This is a genomic window from Caulobacter sp. LjRoot300, assembly GCF_964253875.1.
Lineage (GTDB): Bacteria > Pseudomonadota > Alphaproteobacteria > Caulobacterales > Caulobacteraceae > Caulobacter.
On the sequence record NZ_CAXUSA020000002.1, the window covers coordinates 492,474 to 516,677 of the forward strand.

22 protein-coding genes are annotated in these 24,204 nt (G+C 67.3%); 4 read left to right on the forward strand and 18 right to left on the reverse strand.

The features are described from left to right. Positions 1-47: 47 nt before the first annotated feature. Positions 48-1,004: a histone deacetylase family protein gene (locus ACSQ2G_RS07680; RefSeq protein ID WP_436029682.1), complete on the forward strand. Its 957-nt coding sequence runs from the start codon at positions 48-50 to the stop codon at positions 1,002-1,004. A 306-nt stretch (positions 1,005-1,310) separates the two neighbouring features. Here ACSQ2G_RS07680 and ACSQ2G_RS07685 read toward each other — a convergent pair whose 3' ends face one another. Continuing rightward, positions 1,311-1,730 carry a PaaI family thioesterase gene (locus ACSQ2G_RS07685; RefSeq protein WP_436029684.1) on the reverse strand — a complete coding sequence of 140 codons (420 nt, stop codon included), beginning with the start codon at positions 1,728-1,730 and terminating at the stop codon, positions 1,311-1,313. Then, the gene (locus ACSQ2G_RS07690) at positions 1,727-2,218 is read right to left on the reverse strand and encodes a PaaI family thioesterase (protein WP_436030543.1); all 492 of its coding nucleotides are present in this window, start codon (positions 2,216-2,218) and stop codon (positions 1,727-1,729) included. Before ACSQ2G_RS07690 ends, ACSQ2G_RS07685 begins: the two co-directional genes overlap by 4 nt. 57 nt (positions 2,219-2,275) lie before the next feature. On the opposite strand from ACSQ2G_RS07690, the gene ACSQ2G_RS07695 reads away from it, so the two are divergent. After that, positions 2,276-3,283, forward strand: a complete 1,008-nt coding sequence (locus tag ACSQ2G_RS07695; protein WP_436029686.1) for a ligase-associated DNA damage response exonuclease — start codon at positions 2,276-2,278, stop codon at positions 3,281-3,283. 15 nt (positions 3,284-3,298) lie between these two features. Here ACSQ2G_RS07695 and ACSQ2G_RS07700 read toward each other — a convergent pair whose 3' ends face one another. After that, on the reverse strand, positions 3,299-3,709 hold the full coding sequence (locus tag ACSQ2G_RS07700; protein WP_436029688.1) for a PaaI family thioesterase: 411 nt from the start codon (positions 3,707-3,709) through the stop codon (positions 3,299-3,301). A gap of 92 nt (positions 3,710-3,801) precedes the next feature. Further along, complete coding sequence (locus tag ACSQ2G_RS07705; protein ID WP_436029690.1) at positions 3,802-4,767, reverse strand: DUF2167 domain-containing protein; 966 nt, start codon at positions 4,765-4,767, stop codon at positions 3,802-3,804. A 107-nt stretch (positions 4,768-4,874) separates the two neighbouring features. Here ACSQ2G_RS07705 and ACSQ2G_RS07710 point away from each other — a divergent pair, with 107 nt between their 5' ends. Next, the gene (locus tag ACSQ2G_RS07710; protein ID WP_436029692.1) at positions 4,875-6,479 is read left to right on the forward strand and encodes a cisplatin damage response ATP-dependent DNA ligase; all 1,605 of its coding nucleotides are present in this window, start codon (positions 4,875-4,877) and stop codon (positions 6,477-6,479) included. A gap of 10 nt (positions 6,480-6,489) precedes the next feature. Here ACSQ2G_RS07710 and ACSQ2G_RS07715 read toward each other — a convergent pair whose 3' ends face one another. From ACSQ2G_RS07715 to ACSQ2G_RS07730, 4 genes are all read right to left on the reverse strand, one after another. Beyond that, positions 6,490-7,713 (reverse strand): multidrug effflux MFS transporter, encoded by a 1,224-nt coding sequence (locus tag ACSQ2G_RS07715; RefSeq protein WP_436030545.1) that lies wholly within the window; start codon positions 7,711-7,713, stop codon positions 6,490-6,492. A gap of 171 nt (positions 7,714-7,884) precedes the next feature. Beyond that, positions 7,885-8,769: a hypothetical protein gene (locus ACSQ2G_RS07720; protein WP_436029694.1), complete on the reverse strand. Its 885-nt coding sequence runs from the start codon at positions 8,767-8,769 to the stop codon at positions 7,885-7,887. Further along, positions 8,769-9,521 (reverse strand): hypothetical protein, encoded by a 753-nt coding sequence (locus tag ACSQ2G_RS07725; RefSeq protein WP_436029696.1) that lies wholly within the window; start codon positions 9,519-9,521, stop codon positions 8,769-8,771. Before ACSQ2G_RS07725 ends, ACSQ2G_RS07720 begins: the two co-directional genes overlap by 1 nt. Positions 9,522-9,585: 64 nt before the next feature. After that, a complete protein-coding gene (locus ACSQ2G_RS07730) occupies positions 9,586-10,746 on the reverse strand; it encodes a DegT/DnrJ/EryC1/StrS family aminotransferase (protein WP_436029698.1) in 1,161 nt (386 codons plus the stop codon). 161 nt (positions 10,747-10,907) lie between these two features. Between ACSQ2G_RS07730 and ACSQ2G_RS07735 the strand changes: the two genes are divergently transcribed. Next, positions 10,908-11,903, forward strand: coding sequence for a mechanosensitive ion channel family protein (locus tag ACSQ2G_RS07735; protein ID WP_436029699.1), 996 nt, complete (start codon positions 10,908-10,910; stop codon positions 11,901-11,903). On the opposite strand, the gene ACSQ2G_RS07740 is transcribed toward ACSQ2G_RS07735, so the two are convergent. The 10 genes from ACSQ2G_RS07740 to gmd all read right to left on the reverse strand — a co-directional run bounded on the left by ACSQ2G_RS07740 (position 11,821) and on the right by gmd (position 24,070). Beyond that, a complete protein-coding gene (locus tag ACSQ2G_RS07740; protein WP_436029700.1) occupies positions 11,821-13,008 on the reverse strand; it encodes a trans-sulfuration enzyme family protein in 1,188 nt (395 codons plus the stop codon). The two genes, ACSQ2G_RS07735 and ACSQ2G_RS07740, sit on opposite strands and share 83 nt — an antisense overlap. A 14-nt stretch (positions 13,009-13,022) precedes the next feature. Continuing rightward, a complete protein-coding gene (locus tag ACSQ2G_RS07745; RefSeq protein WP_436029702.1) occupies positions 13,023-13,343 on the reverse strand; it encodes a type II toxin-antitoxin system RelE/ParE family toxin in 321 nt (106 codons plus the stop codon). Next, entirely contained in the window at positions 13,343-13,609 is a 267-nt protein-coding gene (locus tag ACSQ2G_RS07750; RefSeq protein ID WP_436029704.1) for a type II toxin-antitoxin system ParD family antitoxin, read from the reverse strand. The genes ACSQ2G_RS07745 and ACSQ2G_RS07750 overlap by 1 nt, the downstream gene beginning before the upstream one ends. 68 nt (positions 13,610-13,677) lie before the next feature. Continuing rightward, positions 13,678-15,078 (reverse strand): pyridoxal-phosphate dependent enzyme, encoded by a 1,401-nt coding sequence (locus ACSQ2G_RS07755; RefSeq protein ID WP_436029706.1) that lies wholly within the window; start codon positions 15,076-15,078, stop codon positions 13,678-13,680. Between the two features lie 101 nt (positions 15,079-15,179). Further along, on the reverse strand, positions 15,180-15,413 hold the full coding sequence (locus ACSQ2G_RS07760) for a hypothetical protein (protein ID WP_436029708.1): 234 nt from the start codon (positions 15,411-15,413) through the stop codon (positions 15,180-15,182). Between the two features lie 132 nt (positions 15,414-15,545). After that, the gene (gene fsa / locus ACSQ2G_RS07765; protein WP_028039372.1) at positions 15,546-16,199 is read right to left on the reverse strand and encodes a fructose-6-phosphate aldolase; all 654 of its coding nucleotides are present in this window, start codon (positions 16,197-16,199) and stop codon (positions 15,546-15,548) included. A 62-nt stretch (positions 16,200-16,261) separates the two neighbouring features. Continuing rightward, positions 16,262-17,590, reverse strand: coding sequence for a mannose-1-phosphate guanylyltransferase (locus ACSQ2G_RS07770; protein WP_436029711.1), 1,329 nt, complete (start codon positions 17,588-17,590; stop codon positions 16,262-16,264). A 28-nt stretch (positions 17,591-17,618) separates the two neighbouring features. Next, positions 17,619-22,076 (reverse strand): glycosyltransferase, encoded by a 4,458-nt coding sequence (locus tag ACSQ2G_RS07775; RefSeq protein ID WP_436029713.1) that lies wholly within the window; start codon positions 22,074-22,076, stop codon positions 17,619-17,621. Between the two features lie 45 nt (positions 22,077-22,121). After that, positions 22,122-23,087, reverse strand: a complete 966-nt coding sequence (locus ACSQ2G_RS07780; RefSeq protein WP_436029715.1) for a GDP-mannose 4,6-dehydratase — start codon at positions 23,085-23,087, stop codon at positions 22,122-22,124. Further along, positions 23,084-24,070: a GDP-mannose 4,6-dehydratase gene (gene gmd / locus ACSQ2G_RS07785; RefSeq protein ID WP_436029717.1), complete on the reverse strand. Its 987-nt coding sequence runs from the start codon at positions 24,068-24,070 to the stop codon at positions 23,084-23,086. The genes ACSQ2G_RS07780 and gmd overlap by 4 nt, the downstream gene beginning before the upstream one ends. Between the last annotated feature and the right edge of the window lie 134 nt (positions 24,071-24,204).

Below are 24,204 nucleotides of genomic sequence, written 5' to 3' on the forward strand. Positions count from 1 at the left end.
CAAGACGTGACCTTGCGTCAAGGCCGCGTCTTTCCCATCGTTGGGTCATGGCCGCTTCCGTTCCGCCCATCGTCCACCATCCCGCCTTCCGCGCGGAGATGCCGGCGGGGCACCGCTTTCCGATGGACAAGTTCGCGCGCTTGGCGGCCGTGCTGGAGGCCGAGGGCGTCGCCGGACCAGCGGGCTTCGTCCTTCCCGAGCCGATCGACCTGGACAGCCTGCTGCTGGTCCATGACGCGGCCTATGTGAGCGGGGTGCTCGACCTGAGCCTGCCGGCCGACGTCGCCCGGCGGGTGGGCCTGCCCAACACCGAGTCGGTGGCGCGCCGGGCCCAGGCGGCCGTGGGCGGCACGCTGGCGGCGGCGCGCCTGGCGCTAGCGCACGGCATCGCCTGCAACACCGCCGGCGGCAGCCATCACGCCCAGGCCGAAACCGGCGCCGGCTTCTGCGTGTTCAACGACGTGGCGGTGGCGGCGCGGCGCCTGCTGGAAGAGGGCAAGGTCGGCCAGGTGCTGGTCGTCGATCTCGACGTCCATCAGGGCGACGGAACGGCCCGGATCTTTGAGAATGATCCCAGCGTCTTCACCTTCTCGATGCACGCCGAGAAGAACTTCCCGGCCCGCAAGGCGGCCGGCGATCTGGATGTCGACCTGCCGGACGGCACGGGCGACGACGTCTATCTGGGGAAGCTGGAAGAGATCCTGCCGGATCTGCTGGCGCGGGTGGCGCCGGACCTGGTGTTCTTCAACGCCGGGGTCGATCCGCATGCGGACGACAAGCTGGGGCGTCTGAACTTGAGCGACGACGGCCTGGCGCGGCGCGAGGCGTTCGTCCTGGGTTCGTGTCTGGAGAGGGGGATCCCCGTGGCCGGGGTGATCGGCGGCGGATACGACGCCGACATCGATCGTCTGGCGCATCGTCACGCCCTTCTCCACCGGGCGGCCCGCACGGCTCTGGGAGCCCGAGGGGTCGCAAACCGGTGGAGCTACGCGGCGATCACCTAGAAGCTCGAGACGAGCGAACCGGCGATCACGACGAGGGGCAGCATGGCCAGGACGATGCTGGCGAAACCGGAAAAGGCGTTGTTCGAGAAGGTCATGATCTTGGTTCCCTGTGGGTCCGGCGCGCCGTCCGCGTCCGGTGATCAGGGGTATAGGCCCGCAGGATAGTGAACACCCGTTACCTTTGCTTCATGAAGCGTTTTTAAGAAACGTTGGCGTCGATAACCGGCATTACAGGGGTGTAATGTGGTCGATTAAAACCGTTGCATTGGAAACTTTCACCTTTGAGACCGACGTTCTCCGCCCGGATCAGTCCTCGGCGGCGGTCAGGAGGAAATGGCCGCGCAGGGCGGCGATGGGGGCGGCGCGCTGCTCCTGCCAGGCCTCGACATGGACGTTGGCGATCCGTCGACCGACCTTGTTGATCTTGGCGCGGGCGAAGGTGGTCAGGGGCCGGCCCGAGCGCAGGTATTCGATCGAGATGTCGATGGTGCGCGGCTGGCGCTTCAGCGGCTCGGCCACCGACAGCTGGGCCAGGGCGGTCATCTCCATGAAGGCGCCCAGCACGCCGCCATGGATGGCCGGCAGCATCGGATTGCCGATGATGTGGTCGGAGAACGGCAGGACGGCGGTCATCTCGTCGCCGGCCAGCTCGGCGCGCATACCGATGAACTTGGCGTAGGGGATCGAGCCCAGCACGGCGCTCAGGCGGGTGTCGGCGTCGCTCATGCGGCGTCTCCCTCGCCAGGGGCCTTGCTGCGGGGCGGCTTGAGGTTGGCGCCGGGCTTCTTGCCGGCGCTGGAGTCCAGCATGAAGGCCGCCTGGGCGGCGGCCACCGGATCGTCGGGGTCGTCCTCATAGGCCACGGCCCGCACGAAGGCGACCGAGCGGGTGACCTTGTAGCAATGGGCGCGGGCCAGCACGTCGCGGCCCGGCTGGGCCGGCCGCATGTAGTCGATGCGCAGATCCAGGGTGGCGATCGAGGTCCATTCGCTGAGGGCGGCGTGCACCGCCTGGCCGCTGGCGTGGTCCAGCAGGGTGGTCACCACCCCGCCGGCGATCACCCCGGTCTCCGGGTCGCCGACGATCTCGGGCCGATAGGGCACCCTGAGGATGGCGACCGCGTCGCCGATCTCCAAGGTCACCAGGCCCAGGGCGCGCGCCTGCGGGCTGCCTTCGTTCATGGCGTTGGCGATGAACCGGTGCTGTTCGCCCATGCTGCTGTCTGTCGTCATGGGATAGGTTTATAGCCACGTGCGTTCCCTATCCAGCCAATGAAGCCGCAGGACCTGATCTGTCCGAAGCCCGACGGGCTCTATTGCCCGCCCGGAGACTTCTATATCGACCCCGTCCGCCCCGTGGACCGGGCGGTGATCACCCATGGCCACGCCGACCACGCCAGGGCCGGACACGGCGTGGTCGCCGCCACGCCCGAGACCCTGGCGATCATGGCCGAGCGCTACGGCGAGGACTTCGCCGGCCGTCGCCAACCGGTGGCCTATGGCGAGGCCTTCACCCACAACGGCGTCGAGGTCGGGCTGGTCCCGGCCGGCCACGTGCTGGGCTCGGCCCAGGCGGTGATCCGCTGGAAAGGCATGACCATCGTGGTCTCCGGCGACTACAAGCGCCGCCGCGATCCCACCTGCGCAGGCTTCGAGCCCGTGCCCTGCGACGTGTTCGTGACCGAGGCGACCTTCGGCCTGCCGGTCTTCCGCCATCCCGACGACAAGGGCGAGGTGGCGGCCCTGTTGAAGTCGGTCGAGCAGTTCCCCGAGCGCTCGCACATCGTCGGGGCCTACGCCCTGGGCAAGGCCCAGCGGGTGATCCGCCTGCTGCGCGAGGCCGGCTGGGACCGGACCATCCACGTGCACGGCGCGATGGAGCGGCTGAACCGGCTTTATGGCCGCCACGGCGTCGATCTGGGCCTGCTAGCGCCCGCCACGACCGGCGTGAAGAAGGACTTCGAGGGCGCGATCATCGTCGCCCCGCCCTCGGCCCTGGCCGACCGCTGGTCGCGGCGCTTCCCCGATCCGGTCGACTGCTTCGCCAGCGGCTGGATGCGGGTGCGGGCCCGGGCTCGCCAGCGTGGCGTGGAACTGCCGCTGATCATCTCCGACCATGCCGACTGGGACGAACTGACCGCCACCCTCGACGAGCTGCGCCCTGGCGAAGTGTGGATCACCCACGGCCGCGAGGAGGCCCTGGAGCGCTGGTGCGAGTTGCAGGGCATACCGGCCCGGGCGCTGCGGCTGGTGGGCTATGACGAGGAGGAGGGAGAGTAGGGGGCGTCAGGCCGCTCACACCACCTTGAACGTCGCCCGGGCTCGCGCCACCGGCTTGTCGTCGGCCCGCACCGTGGCCTCGGCGTAGCACAGGCTCTTGCCCGGCTTGATGAAGTCGGTGTCGAACGCCAGCCATTGGCCGATCTGCGCGGCGGCCAGGTAGTCGAGCCCCAGCGAGACGGTGACCAGGCCCTTGCTGGGGATCTGCAGCCGGGCCAGCACCACCCCGCACGACAGGCCCATGGCGTTGTCGGCCAGGGCGGCGATCAGGCCGCCGTGCGGGCCGCCGCGGGAGTTTGTGTGCGGCTCGCGCAACTCCACCGCCAGCACCCAGCGATCGTCGCGGATATCGGCGAAGATCGGCTCCCACGGCGTGGTCAGCGGACTCTTGCGAGGATGGGGGACGAACGGCTCGGGCGGGGTCATGGTCGCCTCCGGTCCGGGTTCTGGACGCGACCGATTCAAACAGATGTTCGAACCGCTCACAAGCCCAACCTCGCCCCAGAGCCGTCGCCGTCCTAGGAGATCAGGTCTGGCCCGCTGGGCGGCTTGGAGCCTTTGGCGGCGACGTCCTTCTTGCCCAGGAAGGTCCTGCGGAACCACGCGGCGACCGCGCCGAACGCCGCCACCAGCACCACCGCCCCCTTCTTGAGGAAGATGGCCAGGATCGCCAGCAGGCCCAGCTTCTTGGCGGCCGCGGCGCCCACGCCGGCGGCGATCAGGCCCGCGACGCCGTATTCGGCCATCTTGTCCTGGCCCTTGCGGAAGTCGGCATAGGTCTGGCCCGGAACAAAGGCGGCCTGGTCGGCGATGTGGCCGGCGGCGGCGCGCACCTCGGGCAGGTCGTTGATGCTGGAGATGACGTTCAGGCTCAGCACGCCTTTCCGCCCCAGCAGGCGGATGTCGTAGTTCAACGTGTCGACCGAGGCGTTGCCGGACCTCAGGTCGCGCGCCCAGATCACCGCGTGCCGGGCGGGGTCATAGGTCGGGCGCTCGGCCCAGCCCACCAGGTGCAGGCTGGGATAGCCGGCCTTCTCACGTTCGGCGTTCTGCTCGGGCTCGGACTCGCGCAGGTCGTCCAGCAGCTTGTCGTAGTCGGTGTCGCGCGCGTCCTTGTCGGCGACGTAGCCGGAATCCTGGTAGGTGATCACCGCGCCCCACGACGGTCCGTCCAGCGGCTTGAAGCGGGCGGGAAAGATCATGCCCAGCACGCCGTCGGCGGCGTCCGGCGGATTGCCCCAGCCTTCGACCAGCACGCGGCGCGAGGCCGCCGCGTCGAGATAGTAGTAGTCGGTCCCGAGGTTGAGCCGGGCCTTGGCCTGCGGCAGGTCGACGACGCCGGTGTGGCGCTCCAGCCGGTCCTGCCAGGACAGGTCCGGCGCGGAGGCCGTGACCGCCGGCGGGGCGGAGGGCTGGTCGGCCGCGAACGCGGGCGCGGCGACGGTGAGGACGGCGGCCGCGACGGCGGCTTGGAACTGACGCAAGACGTGTTTCCCCCAAACAACTCAGCCGAGGCTAGCGTGGCGGAACAGACTTGGCCATATGGGAAAAGGCTTGGCCCCGGCGCGATTTCGCGCGTTGAAGGACGACCATGCGCGCCTTCGCCCACCTTCTCGACCGGCTGTCCTTGACCAGCTCGCGCAACGCCAAGCTGACCCTGATCCGGGGCTTCCTGGGCGAGACGCCCGATCCCGAGCGCGGCTGGGTGCTGGCGGCCCTGACCGGGGCGCTGTCTTTCAACGCCGCCAAACCGGCCTTCATCCGCAAGGCCGTCGAGAGCCGGATGGACGCCCAGCTGTTCGCCTGGTCCTACGACTATGTCGGCGATCTGGCCGAGACCGTCGCCCTGGTCTGGCCCCAGAAGCCCGGCGCCAATCGCGAACCGGACCTGTCGGAGGTGGTCGAGAGCCTGCGCACCGCATCTCGAACCGAGGTGCAGCGGCTGATCGAGGGCTGGCTGGACGCCCTGGACGCCGACGGCCGCTGGGCCTTGCTGAAGCTGATGACCGGCGGACTGCGGGTAGGCGTCTCGGCGCGGCTGGCCAAGCAGGCCTGCGCCGACTTCGGCCAGGTGGAGATCGGCCAGGTCGAGGAGGTCTGGCACGCCATGACCCCGCCCTATGGCGACCTGTTCGCCTGGCTGGAGGGCCGGTCCGAACAGCCCTCGCCCTATGCGCCGGGGCGGTTCCGGCCGGTGATGCTGGCCCAGGCGATCGACGAGGCGGTCGACTTCGCCAAGCTGGATCCGGGCGACTACGCCGCCGAATGGAAGTGGGACGGCATCCGCGTCCAGGCGGTCAGCGAGCGCGGCGAGAAGCGGCTCTACACCCGCACCGGCGACGACATCTCGGCGACCTTCCCCGACGTGGTCGAGGCCCTGACTTTCGAAGGGGCGATCGACGGCGAGCTTCTGGTGATGCGCGACGGCGCCGTGGCCAGCTTCGGCGACCTGCAGCAGCGACTGAACCGCAAGACCGTCGACGCCAAGCAACTGCAGACCTATCCGGCCGGGATCCGCGCCTACGACCTGCTGCTGGACGGCGAGGTCGACCTGCGCGGATTGCCGTTCAGGGAACGGCGAGTGCGGCTGGAGACGTTCGTGGGCCAGGCGGCCAGCCCGCGCATCGACCTGTCGCCGATCCAGCCGTTCGCGACCTGGGAAGCGCTGGCGGCCCTGCGCGCCCGGCCGCCGGAAGGCGATCCGGCCATCGCCGAGGGCCTGATGCTCAAGCGCTGGGACAGCGTCTACGAACCCGGCCGCCCCAAGGGTCCGTGGTTCAAGTGGAAGCGCGACCCACGCCTGATCGACGCGGTGCTGATGTACGCCCAGCGCGGCCACGGCAAGCGGTCCAGCTTCTATTCCGACTACACCTTCGGGGTCTGGCGCGAGGACGAGACCGGGACGCGCCATCTTACCCCTGTGGGCAAGGCCTATTTCGGCTTCACCGACGAGGAGCTGAAACAGATCGACAAGTTCGTGCGCGACCATACCGTCGAGCGGTTCGGCCCGGTACGATCGGTGCGCGCCGACCTGGAGTTCGGCCTGGTGTTCGAAGTGGCGTTCGAGGGCCTGCAGCGCTCCACCCGCCACAAGTCGGGCGTGGCCATGCGCTTTCCGCGGATCAACCGCATCCGCTGGGACAAGCCCTCGCGCGAGGCGGATGAGCTGGAAACCCTGGAGCGGATGCTGGACTGAATGACAGCGGTTAGTGGACCCCCGCTCCTTCCGCGGCCGCCACGCCCGCGCCGGCATGGAACATCCGGCCCTTCTCGGTGATCAGCACGGCCAGCAGGCCGGCGATGCCGAAGCCGGCGAAACCCAAGGTCAGGGGCACGGTCGTGCCGTCGAACAGCTGGCCGATCCAGAAGCCGAACAGCGCCCCGCCGATGGTGGTGATGAATCCCTGCACCGAAGCCGCCGTGCCGGCCAGGTGGCCCAGCGGCTCCATGGCGATCGAGCCGAAGTTCGACATCACCAGGCCAAAGCAGAACATCATCCCCGCCTGCAGCAGCGAGAAGGTCCACAGCGTCTCATGGCCGCTCAGGGCGACCAGGGCGTGGACCACCGCGAAGCCGATATAGCCGAGCAGCGCGACATGCGAGACCAGCCGCATGCCCAGGCGTCCGACGATGCGGGAATTGAGCAGGGACGAGACGGCGATGCCGCCGGCGATGCCCGCGAAGATCAGCGGGAAGAACTTGCCCGCCCCCAGCACGTCGACGAACACCTGCTGGGCCGAGTTGAGGAAGCCGAACAGTCCGCCCAGAACCAGGGTGGCGGCCAGGGTGTAGCCGACGGCGACCCGGTTGGTCAGGCACTCCTTGAACGCCGCCAGCACCGGCGTGACCTCCAGGGGCACGCGGTCCTGCGGATGCAGGGTCTCGGGCAGCTTGATCCACGACCAGGCGATCACGGCCAGGCCGAAGATCGACAGGACGCCGAACACCCACGGCCAGGGCGCGACCAGCAGGATGGCCTGGCCTACCGACGGGGCGACGATCGGCACCCCCAGAAAGACGATGAACGACAGCGACATCACCCGCGCCATCTGCCGACCGCTGTAGCAGTCGCGGACGATCGACACCGACAGCACCCGGGTGGCGGCCGCCCCGACCCCGCACAGGGCGCGGGCGGCCAGCAGCATCTCGAACGAGGTGGAAAAGGCGCAGAGGGCGGCGAAGACGACGTACAGCGACAGACCCACCAGCAGCACCGGCTTGCGCCCGTAGCGGTCGGCCAGCGGGCCGTAGACGATCTGGGCCGCGCCGAAGCCCAGCAGATAGGCGGTCAGGATCCACTGCCGCTCGTTGTCGGTCGCCACGCCCAGGGCGCGGCCGATCTGCGGCATGGCTGGCAGCATCGAGTCGATGGCCAGGGCGTTGGTGGCCATCATCGCCGCGATCAAGGCGACGAACTGGCCAAAGCCCATGCCCGGATGGGGGCCGGTAGCAGGGCGCGGGTCCCCGCGAGTGGGGGCGGCGATGGGACTGGACGACATGACGCTCTTCTTCACGGGCCGGAACGCCGAAGCGCCGGCGGGCGCGGGACGCGTTGGCCGCGATATAGGGCAGCGCCGCCCATACGCCAAATGGAGTCGCCCTTAGGGCGCCATCTGGAACTGGATGCTCACCGTCTGGTCGTCGCCGACCTTCGAGGCCCCTTCCTGCGACTGACCCACGCTGGCCACCCGCAGCAGGGGCTGGGAGCCGGCCTGTCCGGGCGGCGCGTTACGCAGGGCCGCCAGGCCGGGCTGGGCGGCGGTCAGAGCCTGATGGAAGGCCGCGGCCCGCTGCAGGGCCAGGCTGGCCGCGCGCTGGCCCTCGGCGCTGAAGGCGTCGAGGTTGGTCTGGCTGACCACGTTGGCCACCGCCAGCTTGGGCGCTCCGTCCTGGCAGCTGGCGTCGGTCGGCACGCCATAGCCCAGGCAGGGCAGGCGCCGGATCAGGATCTGGGCCACCTGGCCCGCGATCCGCTGGCCCTCCGGCGAAAGCGTGGCCGCGCCGGCGACGAACAGCTGGTCGGCCCGGAAGGCGAGCGAGCCGCCCGACGGGTCGCCGGAGATCGACACCTTCGCGTCGCGCAGATCCGCATCGAGTGATTGCATGAGCAGCTTTTGCGCATCGACCGCCGTGGCGGTCTGGGTCGAAGCCTGGGTTGGCGGCGAGAACGCGAAGCAGCGCCGTTCGCCTGCCGCGCCCTGGCCGGTTTCCGACAGGGTCGCCTCGGGCACGCACAGCACCTGGGCCTTGTAGTCGATCTCGATGTCGGCGGTCTTGGGCGTGAGATTGGCGGCCGTCTGCAACAGGGCCGCCGTCTCCGGATGCCTGGCCGTGGTCAGCTTGGCGGTGGTCGAGCGGAATTCGAACGCGAAGTAGCTGAGCATGATGATGAAGATGAAGATCACCCCCACCATCATGTCGGTCATCGAGACGTAGTAGCTTTCGCCCTCCTCGACATCGACCGTACGGCCGCGCTTGCGTCTCATCAGGCAGCGCCCCGAGGCGAAGCGGCGAAGCGGGTCAGGGCGGCTTCGATGCGGCCCAGCATCGTCAATTGCTCGAGCATCACCTTTTCCGGCGGCGCGAAGCGGACGCAGGCGTCCAGCAGCGCGAAGAAATGAGCTTCCTGCGCCTCGATGGCCTGACGCCGCCGCCGCGCGACCAGGCGCAGGATGATCGAGGCCAGCACGCCGGCGATCGAGGTCCAGAACTTGGTGGCGGCGATCGTCAGCAGGTTGATCAAGGCGCCCTGCATGGCCGCGCCCCCGCCGCCCATGGCCGAGGTCGCCTCGGTCAAGGCCGCCACGATGCCCATGAAGGTGATGACTAGGCCGACGGCGACCATGATGTTGGCCCACCATTCCAGGGTGCGGGCCGGCGTATCGGCGAGATCGAAGGCGTCGGAAGCATGGATCGAGGCCGCCAGGCGTCCGTCCTCGGTGGGCGTCAACTGGCCGCGATAGTGCGCCCAGCCCAGTTCGATGACGGGATGGGCCAGGCCGCTCAAGCGCTTGTCGATCGCCTCGAAGGATTCGGCGAACACCTTCTGGCGATCCCCGCGCAGGTCGTCCAGCAGGTCGGCGCGACGACGTAGGTCGTCCATCAGCGGCACGTATTCGAAATGCCCCGACTGAAAGATCAGCCCGACGGCGAAGACCAGGATGGCGGCCGCCATCATCAGGGCGGCGCCAGGCATGCTGAACACCGCGACCACGAACGACGTAACCGGATCGTGCATCTGAACCTTCGAATCTATTTTCGACGCCAACATACCCCAGGGTGAGGCGTGAATGGGGCGCAGCTTAGCCGTTAAAGGCGCGGATCGCGTCGATGATGCGTTGCTGGTCTGACTGCGACAGATAAGGATGCATCGGCAGGGCCAGCACCGTCTCGGCCTTGGCTTCGGTCACCGGCAGGCCGCCCGCGCCGCGCGGGAAGGCTGCATAGGGGGCCTGCACGTGCATCGGCACCGGATAGTAGACCGCCGTCGGGATCCCCTGCGTCTTCAGGTGCGCCGCCAGGCCGTCGCGGTTCTGGTGCTCGATCACGTACTGAGCCCAGACGGAGACGCCGCCGTCGATGACCTTGGGCGTGGCGATCACCGCGCCCTTCAGGCCCTCGGCGTAGCGGTCGGCCACCACCTGGCGCAGGTTGATCTCTTCCTGGAAGAGGGCCAGCTTCTCGATCAGGATCGCCGCCTGGATCGTGTCCAGCCGCGAGTTCATGCCGATGCGGGTGTTCAGGTATTTGGTGTCGTGATCGAAGGTCCGGCCGACCAGGTCGGGGGCGACGGCCTTGCCGTGCACCCGGAAGCTGTCCATCAGGTCCCACAGATCCTGGTCGTCGGTCAGCACCGCCCCGCCGTCGCCGTAGCAGCCCAGGGGCTTGGCCGGGAAGAAGCTGGTGGTGGCCACGTCGGCCCAGTGCAGCGGATGCTTGCCGTCCAGCGTGCAGCCGAAGCCCTGGGCGCTGTCGGCGATCAGCTTCAGGCCTTCGCGCTCGCAGATGGCGTTGATGGCGGGATAGTCGGCGGGCTGGCCGAACAGGTCGACGGCGATCACCACCCTGGGGACCAGCTTGCCGTCCGCCTTCACACCGGCGATCGCGGCCTCCAGCCTGGCGGGATCGAGGTTGAAGGTGTCGGGCAGCACGTCCACGAACACCGGCGTCGCCCCGACCCACGGCACGACTTCGGGCGTGGCGGCGAAGGTGAAGGACGGACAGAAGACCGCGTCGCCGGGGCCCACGCCCCAGGCCATCAGCGGCAGGGCGATAGCGTCTGTGCCGTTGGCGCAGGACAAGGCCAGCCTGGCCTGACCGAACGCCGCCAGCTTCGCCTCGAACTCGCGGACCTGCGGCCCCATCACATAGGCGCCGCTGTCCAGGACGGCGGCGATCGCGGCGTCGATCCGGTCGCGGATCCGGCGCTGCTGCGCGGCGAGGTCGATGAAAGACATGCTCATGGGCGGCGCTCTTAGAGGCGGATCGGCTCGGGTTCGAGCCAATTGATGTAACCGACTGTTTCCGGAGAACGAAGCGCCGCCTTTGGCGGGAACGGGGGTCCACCCCGTTCGTTGACGGGTCTTCGTTGACGGTTTGGGGCGGGGGCGCCATCCAGAGATCCATGCAGACCAAGCCCAGCCTGATCCCCGCCGACACCTCCCTGCCCTCCCTGGCCAATGTAAAGGCCGACGAGACGATGTTCGGCCACTTCCTCGACTGGCTGGGCAAGCTGGCGGTCAACCTGGTGGTCGCCGCCCTGATCCTGGTCGTCACCTTCTGGGTGGCGGCCTGGTTGGCGGGCGTGGCGCGGCGCGGGCTGGGCCGCATGCACCGCAAGAACCCCGATCCGACCCTGGAAAGCTTCGTCTCGTCCCTGGTGCGCTACGCCGTTGTCGCCGTCGGCTTGGTGGCGGTGCTGCAGCAGCTGGGGGTCCAGGCCACCTCGATCATCGCCGTCCTGGGCGCGGCGTCGCTGGCCATCGGCCTGGCCCTGCAGGGCGCGCTATCGAACGTGGCCGCCGGGGTGATGATCCTGTTGTTCCGGCCCTACAAGGTGGGCGACGTGATCGAGACATCGACCCGCAACGGCACGGTCAAGGCGCTGGATCTGCTATTCACCGAGATCGCCACGCCCGACAACGTCAAGGTGATGATCCCCAACAGCAAGGTGTTTGGCGATGTCATCCTCAACTACTCGACCCACCGCAGCCGCCGGGCCGACGTGGTGTTCAAGGTCCCGCTGAAGACCGACCTGGTGACGGTGCTGCAGAAGATGCGCGAGCGGGCCGAGGGCGATCCGCGGGTGCGCAAGGAGCCGGCGCCGATGATCGAGGTGGTCGACCTCAGCGAAGCCTTCGCCCAGGCCGCCATCCGCGTCTGGACCGCCAAGGAGGACTACGGCCCGGTCAAGACTGACCTGATGCTGGCCGCCCACCTGTGGGCCGAGGACCCGACGCGGGTCCTGCCGCCACCGCGCCCCTCGAAGGCGCCGGATCCCTCGCCGGCCATGCCCGGCGACGCCGAGCACCATCTGTTCAGGCTGCCCCACCCCCGCCTAGGGCCTCGGAAAGATCGGCGATCAGATCCTCGCAGTCCTCGATCCCCACCGACAGCCTGATCAGGGTGTCGGAGATGCCTAGGGCGGCGCGCTGATCGGCCGGAATCGAGGCGTGGGTCATGATGGCCGGATGCTCGATCAGGCTCTCGACCCCGCCCAGACTTTCCGCCAGCGTGAACAGGCGCGTGCGCTCCAGCATCCGCCGGGCGGTGTTGACGTCGCCGTTCAGTTCGACCGAGATGATCCCGCCGAACCCGCCCCGCATCTGGCGCCGGGCCAAATCGTGCTGCGGGTGGCTGGACAGGCCCGGATAGATCACCCGGGCGACGTCCTTGCGGGTCGACAGCCATTGGGCGATGGCCAGGGCGCTGTCGCAGGCCCGCTGCATGCGCAGGGCCAGGGTCTTGACGCCGCGCAGGGCCAGGAAGCTGTCGAACGGCCCCAGCACCGCCCCGACGGCGTTCTGCAGGAACTTCAGCTTCTCTGCGATCTCGGCGTTGTCGCCGACCACCGCCACCCCCGCCACCACGTCGGAATGGCCGTTCAGGTACTTGGTGGCCGAGTGCATGACGATGTCGAAGCCCAGCTCCAGCGGCCGCTGGACGAAGGGGCTGGCGAAGGTGTTGTCAGCCACGGTGATCAGGGCATGCTTCTTGGCCAGGGCGGCGATGGCCGAAAGGTCGGCCAGGCGCAGCATAGGATTGGTCGGGGTCTCCACCCAGATCATCCGTGTCTCGGGCGTGATGGCCGCTTCGATGGCCGCCAGGTCGCCCATGTCGACGAAGCTGAACTTCAGCCCGGCCGAGCGCTTGCGCACCTTGTCGAACAGCCGGAACGAGCCGCCATAGAGATCGTCGCTGGCGATCACGTGCGCGCCGCTGTCGAGGATCTCCAGGATCGTCGAGGCCGCCGCCAGCCCCGAGGCGAAGGCGAAGCCCGCCGTGCCGCTCTCCAGGTCGGCGATGCAGCGCTCGAAGGCGAAGCGGGTGGGGTTGTGGCTGCGGCTGTACTCGAAACCCTTGTGCTCGCCCGGACTGGACTGGACATAGGTCGAGGTCGCGTAGATCGGCACCATCACCGCCCCGGTCGTCGGGTCGGGAAACTGGCCGCCATGGATCGTGCGGGTGGCGAAGGCCAGGCGGTTCTTGCCGGGGATGTCGGTCATGGGAGACTTTCGGTTCAAACGTCGTTCAGCGGCAGGTCACGAAGCAGATTCGCCAAGTCCTGGGCGCCGTGGGGGATACGCACGACTAGCGGCGGTCGATGGCGCGAATTGTAAACGGCAAGGTACGGAAAGCCGCGAAAGGCGACGAATCGGTAAGGCGGACCGATGATCTCGGGACGCTCAACACCGATCGCCGGGTATTCGCCAAGGCGGATCAGCAGATCTTTCAGCAAGGTCTGGAAGCGACGGGCGGCCCACGCACTGTCAGCGGAAATCGCGACAAACGCGGCCCGCACGTCACGACGGGCTTGCAGCGTCAGGCGAGCAGGCGGCACTAATCGGCCTGGGCGGCTTCAGAAGCTTCGGCGGCTTCGATGATGGCGTCGATATCAGCCATCACCTCTTCCAGGGTGACATAGCCGTCACGCTCTGATTCTTCCTCGGCGTCCTTCAACGACTGGATGAACGCTCGCCGCCGCTCCTCCTGATCCTGGAGCAGGTGCATGGCCGCATCAACCACTTCGCCGACGCCACCGAAGCGACCTTCCGCGACACACGCCTCGGCGAACTTTTCGACGTCCGGTGACAGTTTGACGTTCATGGCCAAGCGACCCTCGTCTCCCATTCTCAGTCTAGGAGAATGGTCTTCTTGGAACATTTCCGCAACGCCTACGCGCTCATCCGCAGGTGATTGATCAGGTCGACGCGGGTGATCACGCCCACGAACTCGTCGCCATCGACCACCAGGGCCACCTCGTCGCGGTCGAACACCTCCGGCAGGGCGTCGACGCCCTGGGTCGACTGGAGAGTGTTGACCGCCTTGGTCATGGCCGCTCCGACCAGGGTCTTGAACTTGGGCCCGCGGGCGTCGTCGGGCCCCTCGACGGCGGCCAGGATGTCGCTCTCGTCGAGGATGCCGACCAGCTTGCCGTGGTCGACCACCGGCAGCTGGCTGATGTCGGCGCTGCGCATGCGGTTATAGGCGGTCATCAGGGTGTCGTCCGGCCCGATGGCCACCACCCCGCCGTCGGCGTAGCGCTTGGCGATCAGGTCGCGCAGGTCGCCGTGCAGCTCGCGCTGGTCGAAGCCGTGGGCGGCCAGCCACATGTCGTTGAACATCTTGGTCAGGTACTTGGCGCCGGTGTCGCAGACCAGGGTCACCACCCGCTTCGGTTCGGTCTGCTCGCGGCACCAGCGCAACGCCGCGGCCAGCAGGGTGCCCGAGGACGAGCCCGCGAGCACGCCTTCCTTGCGCAGCAGCAGGCGGGCGGTGTCGACGCTCTCACGATCGCTGATCGAATAGGCTTTCCGGACGAGATCCATCTGGGCGTTGGCCGGGATGAAGTCCTCGCCGATGCCCTCGACGATCCACGAGCCGGCCTCGCCATAGGTTCCGGTCGCCACGTAGTCGCAGAGGATCGAGCCGACCGGGTCGGCCAACACCATCTGCGTCTTCGGTGAATGCCTGGCCATGAACCGGCCGATGCCGGTCAGGGTGCCGCCCGAGCCGACACCCACGACCACGGCGTCGACGTCGCCGCCCATCTGCTCGAAGATCTCCGGGCCGGTGGTGGTCTCGTGGGCCAGCGGGTTGGCCGGGTTCTCGAACTGGTTGGCGTAGAGCGCGCCCGGGATCGACTGGGCCAGGGCCTGGGCCATGTCCTGGTAGTATTCCGGGTGCCCCTTGCCAACGTCGCTGCGGGTCAGGCGCACGTCCACGCCCATGGCCCGCAGATGCAGGATCTTCTCTCGCGCCATCTTGTCGGGCACGACCAGGATCAGCTTGTAGCCCTTCAGCGTCGCCACCTGGGCCAGGCCCAGGCCGGTATTGCCGGCCGTCGCCTCGATGATCGTGCCGCCCGGCTTGAGGCTGCCGTCGGCCTCGGCCGCCTCGATCATCGCCCGGGCCACGCGGTCCTTGATCGAGCCTCCGGGGTTCTGGTTCTCCAACTTCAGGAACAGCCGGCACGGGCCGGTGTCGAGGTTGCGGACCTCGATCATCGGCGTGCGGCCGATCAGCTCAAGCGCGGAACCGACGACCGGAGGAAGCGTGAATTTGGGGTCGTTCATGGCGCAACTCGGCGACAGAGAGAAATGATCTCCCTATTTAGGCCCGTTTCACGAAAGCGCCAACAGCGTTACGCGAGCTTGACCGCCAGACGCCCGCGACCTCAGACGCCGCTGGCGGCGAGCCGGTCCATCCGCCACTCGCGGGCGAACTTGCGGCCGACCACGGCGTCTTCGAACACCACCTTGCGGCGCTCACCGGAAAGGCCCGGCGCGTCGTGGATCATCACGAACGGAAAGCCGTTGCGGGCCAGGAAGTCCCGGACGAACCCGGAGAAGCGCAGGGCTTCCTCGGCCGAGGCGATGCAGATCTCGACGGCGATGTCGGCGGCGTTCATGGGCGCGCTCCCGCGTGGTTGACAGGACCCTAACGCATGAACTCGCAAATGCGAACCCAGTTCGCAGCTGCACAATAAAACGGCCCCGGATTAAATCCGGGGCCGCGCGATAATCGGGCGATGACGGTCGATCTAGAGGATCGATTGCCCGGTTCCGGCCCAATCCTTCAGGAACTGTTCCAGACCCTTGTCGGTCAGCGGGTGCTTGAACAGGTCGCCGAACACGGCCGGCGGGATGGTGACCACGTCGGCGCCGACGATGGCCGCGTCCTTGACGTGGGCGACGTTGCGCACCGAGGCCGCCAGGATCTCGGTCTCGTAGCCGTAGTTGTCGTAGATCGCGCGGATGTCGCGGATCAGGTCCATGCCGTCGAAGCCGTAGTCATCCAGGCGGCCGATGAACGGCGAGACGTAAGTCGCGCCAGCCTTGGCGGCCAGCAGGGCCTGGGTCGGCGAGAAGCAGAGGGTGACATTGGTCGAGATGCCCTCGCCGGCGAAGGCCGCGCAGGCGATCAGGCCGTCGCGGGTCAGCGGGATCTTGACGACGACGTTCGGGGCGATCGCGGCCAGCTTCCGGCCCTCGGCGACCATCGCCTCATGGGTGGTGGCGGCGACCTCGGCGCTGATCGGGCCCGGCACCAGGTCGCAGATTTCGGCGATCACCTCGAGCATCGGACGGCCCGCCTTGGCGATCAGGGTCGGGTTGGTGGTCACCCCGTCCACCAGGCCGGTGGAAGCCAGGTCGGCGATGACCTTGGTGTCGGTGCTGTCGAGGAAGATCTGCATGGGTCTGCGCGCCTTGAAGGTGTTTTGTCGTCCGTTTAGCCCGCCCGGCTCCGCGACGCCAGCTACAGGCTGGCGTCTTCGGCCGGGCGCGTCACCAAGATCGCAGCCCCGCCCGCCGCCCGCACGAGGGTGATCGACGTCAGGTCGGCCCGCGCACCGGTGTCGAACGTCTCGTCGGCGCCGGCCAGTCGCCCCTCGAGCACGTGGATCAGTCCCACGGGCAGGCTGATCAGAACGCCGTCCTCCACCCGCCAGAGCTCGACGACCGTGCTCTTGGTGCGGGTCAGCGGTTGGCGCTCGACGCCGCCGCTATAGCTGATCGCATGTCTGTGCGCGATGTCCCGACCATTGGCCTTGAGGACGTCGACCATCACCTTGACCGCTTGGGCGTCGTTGCGATGGCAGATCAGTACCGCGTCCGGTTCGGCGATCACCATCAGGTCATGTACGCCGATGACTCCGACGAACGGTCCGTTCGAGCGCGCCAGGACGCCTTTGGTGTTGATCAGATGGACATCGCCCGCCGAACTGTTCCCGGTCGCGTCTTGTAGTGACGAGGTCCAGATCGCATCCCAAGAGCCCAGGTCCGACCAGGTGAAGGACGCGGCCGCCACGACGGCGCGCTTGGTGTGTTCCATCACGGCGTAGTCCAGCGACTTCTTGGGCGCCTGTACGAAGAAGCCGCGGTCCAGATGCAACCGACCATCTTCGGTGCGGGCCGCCGCGATGGCGCCCAGCGCCGCCGCGGCTATCGCCGGCTCGTACAACTGCAGTTCCTCGAGCAGGATCGAGGCGGCGAAGGCGAAATTGCCGCTGTTCCAGTAATAACCGTCCTGGACGTACCGCGCCGCGGTGATCTCATCGGGCTTCTCGACGAAGGAATCGACGCGCTGGACACCGCAATCGAGCATCTCGCCCGGCTTGATATAGCCAAATCCCGTAGCGGCCGAAGTCGGCTTGACGCCGAAGGTCGCGATCATGCCCTCCTCGGCCGCGCGGGTGGCGACGATCGCGGCGTCGCGAAACATGTCCGGCTCAACGATGTGGTGGTCGGCGGCCAGCATCAGCACGATGCCCTTCGGATCGCGCGTCAGCACATAAGCGGCCGCGGCGGCGATCGCCGGTCCGGAATCCCGGGCCTCGGGCTCGATAATGACTGTCACGTCGGCGCCGATCTCGGCGGCCTGCCGCTCGACCATCTCGGCCATGCTCTGGCCCGTGACGATCACGACCTCCGCCGCGCCCATCGATGTCACGCGCAAAATCGTATCTTGAAAGCTCGACCGCTCGCCGATCAGCTTGAGAAACTGCTTGGGACGATCTGGGCGCGACGACGGCCAGAGTCGGGTGCCCGAACCGCCGCACAGGATGACGGGATACAACGCGGTCATGGACCTTCCACCCTTGTCACTGCCGCCCTCAGCCCCGCAGCCAGAGCGCTAGAGCGATTTCGCCGATGGCGAAACCCAAGCGCCGACGATCAAAGGGGATCGTGTGCAACTTGCGCGAAACGATCTGGATTTCCGTGACCGCCAGCGGACTGGCCTCGGCCTCAAACGCCGCCGTCATAACCGCCACATCGCCCTCGCAGTCCAGGCCGAACGCAACGGGCCGCCCGTTGATGAATACGTCCAAGTCCTGCGGCTGGCGATTGTGGCCCAGATTGACGATCCTGACCTGCAATTGCCCAGGATGGGTGATCGCCACGGGCAATTGAAGCGTCATGCGGGGGCGAGGGCCGGTCCAGACCAGACCCGTATAGGCGTCCAGGAGTTCCGGCGCATGCGTGTTCTCGACGCGCAGGAACGTCTCGCCCGTGACCGGATCCAGTCGCGCGGGCAGGCGAAACCAGGCCGCCACTCGGGTGGGCGTCACGGGCGCGCCGCCGGTGACGAACTTCACCGTCCGTAACCAGGCCGTATCGGAAGCGACGACGCCGGGAATCCGCCACCGCTCCGCGTCGGGCGCAACGGCGCCCAGGGATATCGCCGCCGCGCCGTCGACCAGACAGGCGACGGCGGCGCCCGAGGGCGATTCGACTCGCGCCTCGATTTCCAAGGTCAGGCCGGCGGCGGCGACAAACATGGTGTCGGCTGGCGTCGCCGCCTCGCGAGCGCTCGCCAGGACGCGGACGGGTTCGAGATAGGCGGCGATCTGAGCCGCGGAAACGGCCGAACCTAGTTCTGCCAGCGCCGTCGAGGTCTCGACGCGATCTCCCGACGCCAGCAGATGGCGTCGCAGGGCCTCGGCGCGAGTCCGGTCGGAACCGGCCCCGGTGCGAGCCGTCTGCGTGAGAGAGTTGATCATCGAGGCGCGCGCAACGAGACTGACGCCCTCATCGAGAACATCCTTGCCCTCTGCGGCGTCCACCTCGCTCAACGTTGCCTCGGGGGTCGGGCCGGAGACCAGGTGCAGGCGGGCCCCCAACAGGGTCACGTCGCCGAAGGCCTCGATGTTCAGTGTCGACAGACCGTAACGCGCGCCAGGCTCTCGGGCGGAAACCCTTACGCGGTAGACGCTGTGATCGTCGGCCAGCAGCTTGACGGCGCACACGACGGCGCCATCAAGCTTAATCTCGAGTTCGGCTTCCGATTCCTGCTGGGCAAGGATATCGAGAAATGCGCTGCCGACGCCGTCGACGGCGGCTGGCCGGGGGATCACGCCGTCGGCGGTCTCGCCATCGAACAGGCGCACCCGCGAGCCCTTGCCGACCTGACGTCCATGCACCAGCAGAATGTCCTCGCCATAGAGCTTGCAGCCGCTGGCGAACGAGACGTCCTGGCTGACGACCAAGTGCGCCTCGCCCTTGCCCGAGGGCTTCTGCACGCGGTAGAAGCTTAGATCGTAGGCCGGCGCCTTGAGCGCGGCGCGAACCGCGCGGCGGACATTCGTCGCGCCGGTGGCCAAGAGCGGCAGGGCTTCGCCATCCACCGCGATGGTCTTGGGGGCGGCGCCGGACCGCTGAACCACATGGACGTCCAGGCTCGCGCTCGAAAGGCCGGTGACGTCGAGCGCGCCCTCGTCCGCGACTGGACGATGGATCGCGATTGCATGGATGATCAAGTCCTTGCAGGACTCGGCCTGGGTGGCGATGTTCTCTTGCAGCACCCGGCTGAGGATCCGCGGCTCCGCGACGAGCAACGGCGCGGTGTGCTTGACGATCATCGCGTCGGCCAGCCTGCCAACCAGATCCGCGACCGCTTCGGCCGGTTCGGCGGCCAGCAGTTGAAGAGCGTCGCCCGAGAGTGGCTCGTTGTCGATCCAGTTGCGGATCAGGCGGTTGACCGCGAAGATCCGACGGTCGAGTTCCGGCGGTTCATGGGTCGGCGCGGCGGTCGCCGGCTGCTCGGCCACCTTCAACGTGCGCTTTCCGAGCACCCGCTCAAACGCGGTGTTCATCTGGCGAACATAGAGGTTGGGGCTGCTCATCCGGTTAGCCGCCACGAGCGCCTTGGCGGCCTGTCGTTCCCGCAGCGTCCTGGAGGCCAGCAGGGTTTCGATCGCCGCCGTGAAGTCTTCCGGGCTGTCGCCCACGAGGACGCCGTCCACATCCTCGCAGGCGCGCATGGCGATCGTCGTGGCCACGACCGGCGTGCCGTAGCAAAGGGCTTCGAAGGTCTTCACCGGCGCGCCGGCCCCTTCGAGAATCGGGATCACAACCACCCGCGCCGCCGCGTACAACGGGGCTAGGTCACCAACCCGGCCGATGAAGGTCAGGTTGGGATGCTCAGGCCAGCCGGCGATGTCGCCGATCGAACCGGCCACCATCATATGCACGCCCAACGGCGCGAGATTGGGCAGGAAGACATTCTCGAGGAACCAGCGCAGGCCGCCGACATTGGCTAGGTGGCTGGAACTCACGAACAGCAGATCGACGCCTGCCTTGTCCTGCAGGGCCGCCAGCTTTTCACCGGGGCCGCCGCGCAGCGTGGTCATCTGGAATTCGGGCCGCAGCGGCTGAGTGCTGGAAACCAGTTCGGCCACCGAGGTCACGCCGGCCAGGGCGTCAAGCCTCGCGGCTTCCACGGAGGGGAAGATGCCCGTGGTCACGATCGGCGTTCCAGGCAGGCGTTCGAGGACGAACTTGGTCTCGGTCGGGTTGAGCGAGATCAGCTGTTGGCAACGCCCCAGCAGCGCGAACTCCTCGTCTAGGTCGGCCTGGGTGACCGGCCGGTGGCCGTAGATCGCCTTCTGGAACGACTGCACGTCCAGCATTTCGCAGATCACGGGACCGTCGGTCAGGCCCAGCCGCTCGACCAGGGGAAAGCTGGTGATGTAGTTCAGCAACGTCACGTCGACGGGACGCTGGCGCAGGTGATCGACCAACTCGAGATGGACGTCGTAAGCCGCGACCTTCTCCAGTTCGTGGCGGATCGACGACTCGTGGCGATGGCGCCCCGCCTGCTGGCGAAGCACGTCGGTGGACAAGCGCCCGGGGGCCGCGACGAAGACCGCCTCGAGGTCGTGGGGCGCCATCTGACGAAGCAGCAGCCGAGTCCACGCCTCCATGGCCTTGGGCCCAGCCTCGGCGTCATTGGCCAGGAACAGGCCCACGACCTTATATCCGGCCTTCTTCAGGTACGCGAACTGGCTGCAGGCGACCTGACCCGCGCCGTTCTGCTGGATGACCGCGTCGCCGTTCATCACGACGAGCACGCGCGGGGCCTTGTCCACGCGTGCGGGCGGAGTTCTGAGCTTGGTGGACTTCAGCAGTTCGGCGACGAAATGATCGCCCGTCGAGGTTTTCAGCGCGGTCGCCGCGCGGGCCTTCGCGCCGGCGTCGTAGCGACTGAAATTCTGAACCATCTCCAGCAGAGCCGGACCAAGCTTCGAGCTGTCGTCGCACAAGACGGCGTTCTCGGCCGTGACTTGGGTCTCCATCCACGAGCCGCGGGTGGTGATCACCGGCTTGCCGGCCGACATCGCCTCTATCAGGACCCCGGAGCTGCGCGCGCGATAGCGGTCCGGATCGTAAGGGATGAGGACGGCGTCCGCATCGACGAGATGGTCGTAGTACGCATTGTGATCGAGCGGATTCATCATCAGCTCGACCTGACTGGCCGGATACTGGCCCAGCTTTTGGACGGCGGCCATGATCCCCGCTTCGCCGCCGACGCTGTTGAAGTTGGACTGCAGACGGAAACGGACCTTGCTCGCGGCGAGCTGCGGCTTCACGAACTCCAGGGCCGCGGGGAAGTCGCGATAACCCTTCTCCAGGCGCGCGTCGCCCAGATAGGTGATGACCAGGGGACTGCCCGGTTCGCGCGGGGCGGGCGACGCCAGCCGCTCGCGCAGGCGCTTCTGTTGGAAGGGGATCGGCAAGGTGTTGAAAGGCGTGCCGGTCAGCCGGGCGTACTCCGCCGACAGCAAGTCGGTGTCGGTGTGGAACACCACCTTGCGCCGGAGGTGCTCCGTGGCGTTGATCTTATCGAACAGCGAGCCGAACAGGTCGATGTTGATCCGGATGAGCTCCGGATCGTAGCGCAGCAGCACATGGATGAAGGGCAGGTCGTCGGAAACCGGCAGATCGATCAAATAGTCGAGAATGCAGCGCAGCTCGGCGAAACCGAGCGTATGGAACAGGACATGGTCGCCCGCGCGCGGCGGATTCGAGCGAGTTGCCTCGACGAACTCGTAGGCGATGTTGCCCGGCGCCCACAGGTGGAAGAAGATCTGCTCGGCTTCACCCCAGGTCTTGCTGAAAGCCGGGACGCCCTTGACGCCCTCGGTGTTCCAGTCGTCGTGGAAGCGGGTGTTTTCAAGAATGACGACGTCGAAGCCAGCCGCGCGGGCGCTCCGCGCGACGCATTGCGTGTAGGCGTAGTAGTGGCCGCTGATGGACACCGCGCTCTGCTCGGCGATATAGAAAACAGCCATGTAACTCCCGGGTCTTTATTGTTCCCGCCTGCCGTTTTAAAACGGCTAGCGTGCGCGCCATGCATCCAGAATTCGCTCGAGCGATGTCTCGAACGGCACCTTGGGTCGCCATCCCGTGGCCGCCGTCAAGGCGGCGCAAGACCCAGCCGCGCGAGGGATGCCCTGCGGTCTCAACCGGGCGGGATCCACCTCGATCTCCACGGGGGTGCGCGCCATGCCCTTGAGGGTGGCCAGCAATTCCGCAACCGGCCGGGTGACGCCGGAGCAGACATTGAAGACGCTGACAGGCGGAAAGTCGCCAGCATGCGCTAAAATTGCGTCATACGCTTCCACCAGATCCTGAATATCGCCGAAGTCGCGCTCGGCGGACAGATCTCCGACCCGGATCATCGGCTCGGCGACGCCCGATTCGATGCGGGCGATCTGCGCCGCGAAGGTGGCGGCCACGAAACGCTCGTCCTGACCGGGACCGATATGGTTGAAGGTCCTGAGGATGACCAAGCGGCCGTCCGGTCGATGGATATCGCGCAGAACCATCTCGCACGCGGCCTTGCTGCGCGCGTAGGGGTTGCCGGGCTGCAACGGCGCGTCCTCGGTGAGCGGCTCGCCGCTCAGGAACGACTGGCCATAGACCTCGGCCGAGGACGCATGAACAAACAGGGCGTCGGGCCGAGCGGCCTGGACGGCCTGGACCAACCCCACCACGCTCAGCATGTTCGCCGACCAGACGGAGATCGGATCGACCGCCGACTGTTGCACGCTGGACAGGGCGGCCAGATGAATGACGGTCGAGGGCGCCAGGCCGCCGATCAGGTCACGAACGCCCCGGGGATCGTTGAGATCGAGAACCGCCCCTTCGACGCCCTCCGGCAGGCGGGCGGGCCGCGATCGGCCGCCCGCCGCCACGATGCGGCGGTCACCGTATCGCGCGGCGAGAACCGGCAGCAAGGCCGTGCCTATGAACCCCGAAGCGCCCGTGAGGAGCACAGGACCCGAGACGTCGGCTGTCATTTGCCTGCGCCCTTGCCGTGGCGCGCCAGGTCCGCCTCGACCATCTCCGCGATCATGTCCTCGAACGAGGTCGAGGGCGTCCAACCCAGCTTGTCGCGCGCCTTGGATGGGTCGCCCAGCAACACGTCGACCTCGGCGGGGCGCATGAACTGCTCGGCTAGGCGCACATGGTCCTGATAGTCCAGGCCGACCTGGGCGAAGGCGAGGCGACAGAGTTCGCGCACCGAGATCGTGCGGCCCGTGGCGACGACATAGTCGTCGGCGACGTCCTGTTGCAGCATACGCCACATGGCGTCGACATAGTCCCGGGCGTGACCCCAGTCGCGGGTGGCGTCCAGGTTGCCCATTTCGAGCATGCTGGCCATCCCGAGCTTGATCCGCGCCGCGCCGTCCGTAACCTTCCGGGTCACGAACTCGAGTCCGCGCAACGGCGACTCGTGGTTGAACAGGATGCCGCTGGAGGCGTGAAGCCCGAAGCTCTCGCGATAGTTCACGGTCAGCCAGTGGCCGTAGAGCTTGGCCACCGCATAGGGACTGCGCGGGTAGAACGGGGTCTTTTCGTTTTGCTCGGCGGCCTGGATCAGGCCGAACATTTCCGAAGAAGAGGCTTGGTAGAAACGCGCTCCCGGCGCTTCCAGTCGAACGGCCTCTAGAATATTGGCGACGCCCGTGCCCGTAACGGCGGTCGTCAGCAGCGGCTGCTGCCAGGAAGCTTTCACGAAGGATTGCGCTGCGAGATTATAAACCTCGTCAGGTTGAAGCTGGCGAACCAGACGTGACAGCGACGAAAGATCTGTCAAGTCACCGTCATGAAATTCGACGTCATTTTCAACGCCCAGCCACTGTAATCGATGGAAATGGACCTCTGCGTGGCTGCTCCGACGCACCAATCCATGGACCTTGTAGCCCTTGGATACCAACAATTGAGCGAGATATGCTCCATCCTGACCGGTAATACCAGTGACCAAGGCTGTACGGGCCATAGAAATCCTTAGTTTCGCTTGATTGTTTTCCGGCTAGTAACACCCGGTATTTACTTTAACAAGTCGTCCCGGCGGGCTCAATCACACCGAGAGCCGGACCGAGGCGGCTCCCCCGCGACGCGCGCCCAGGCCAC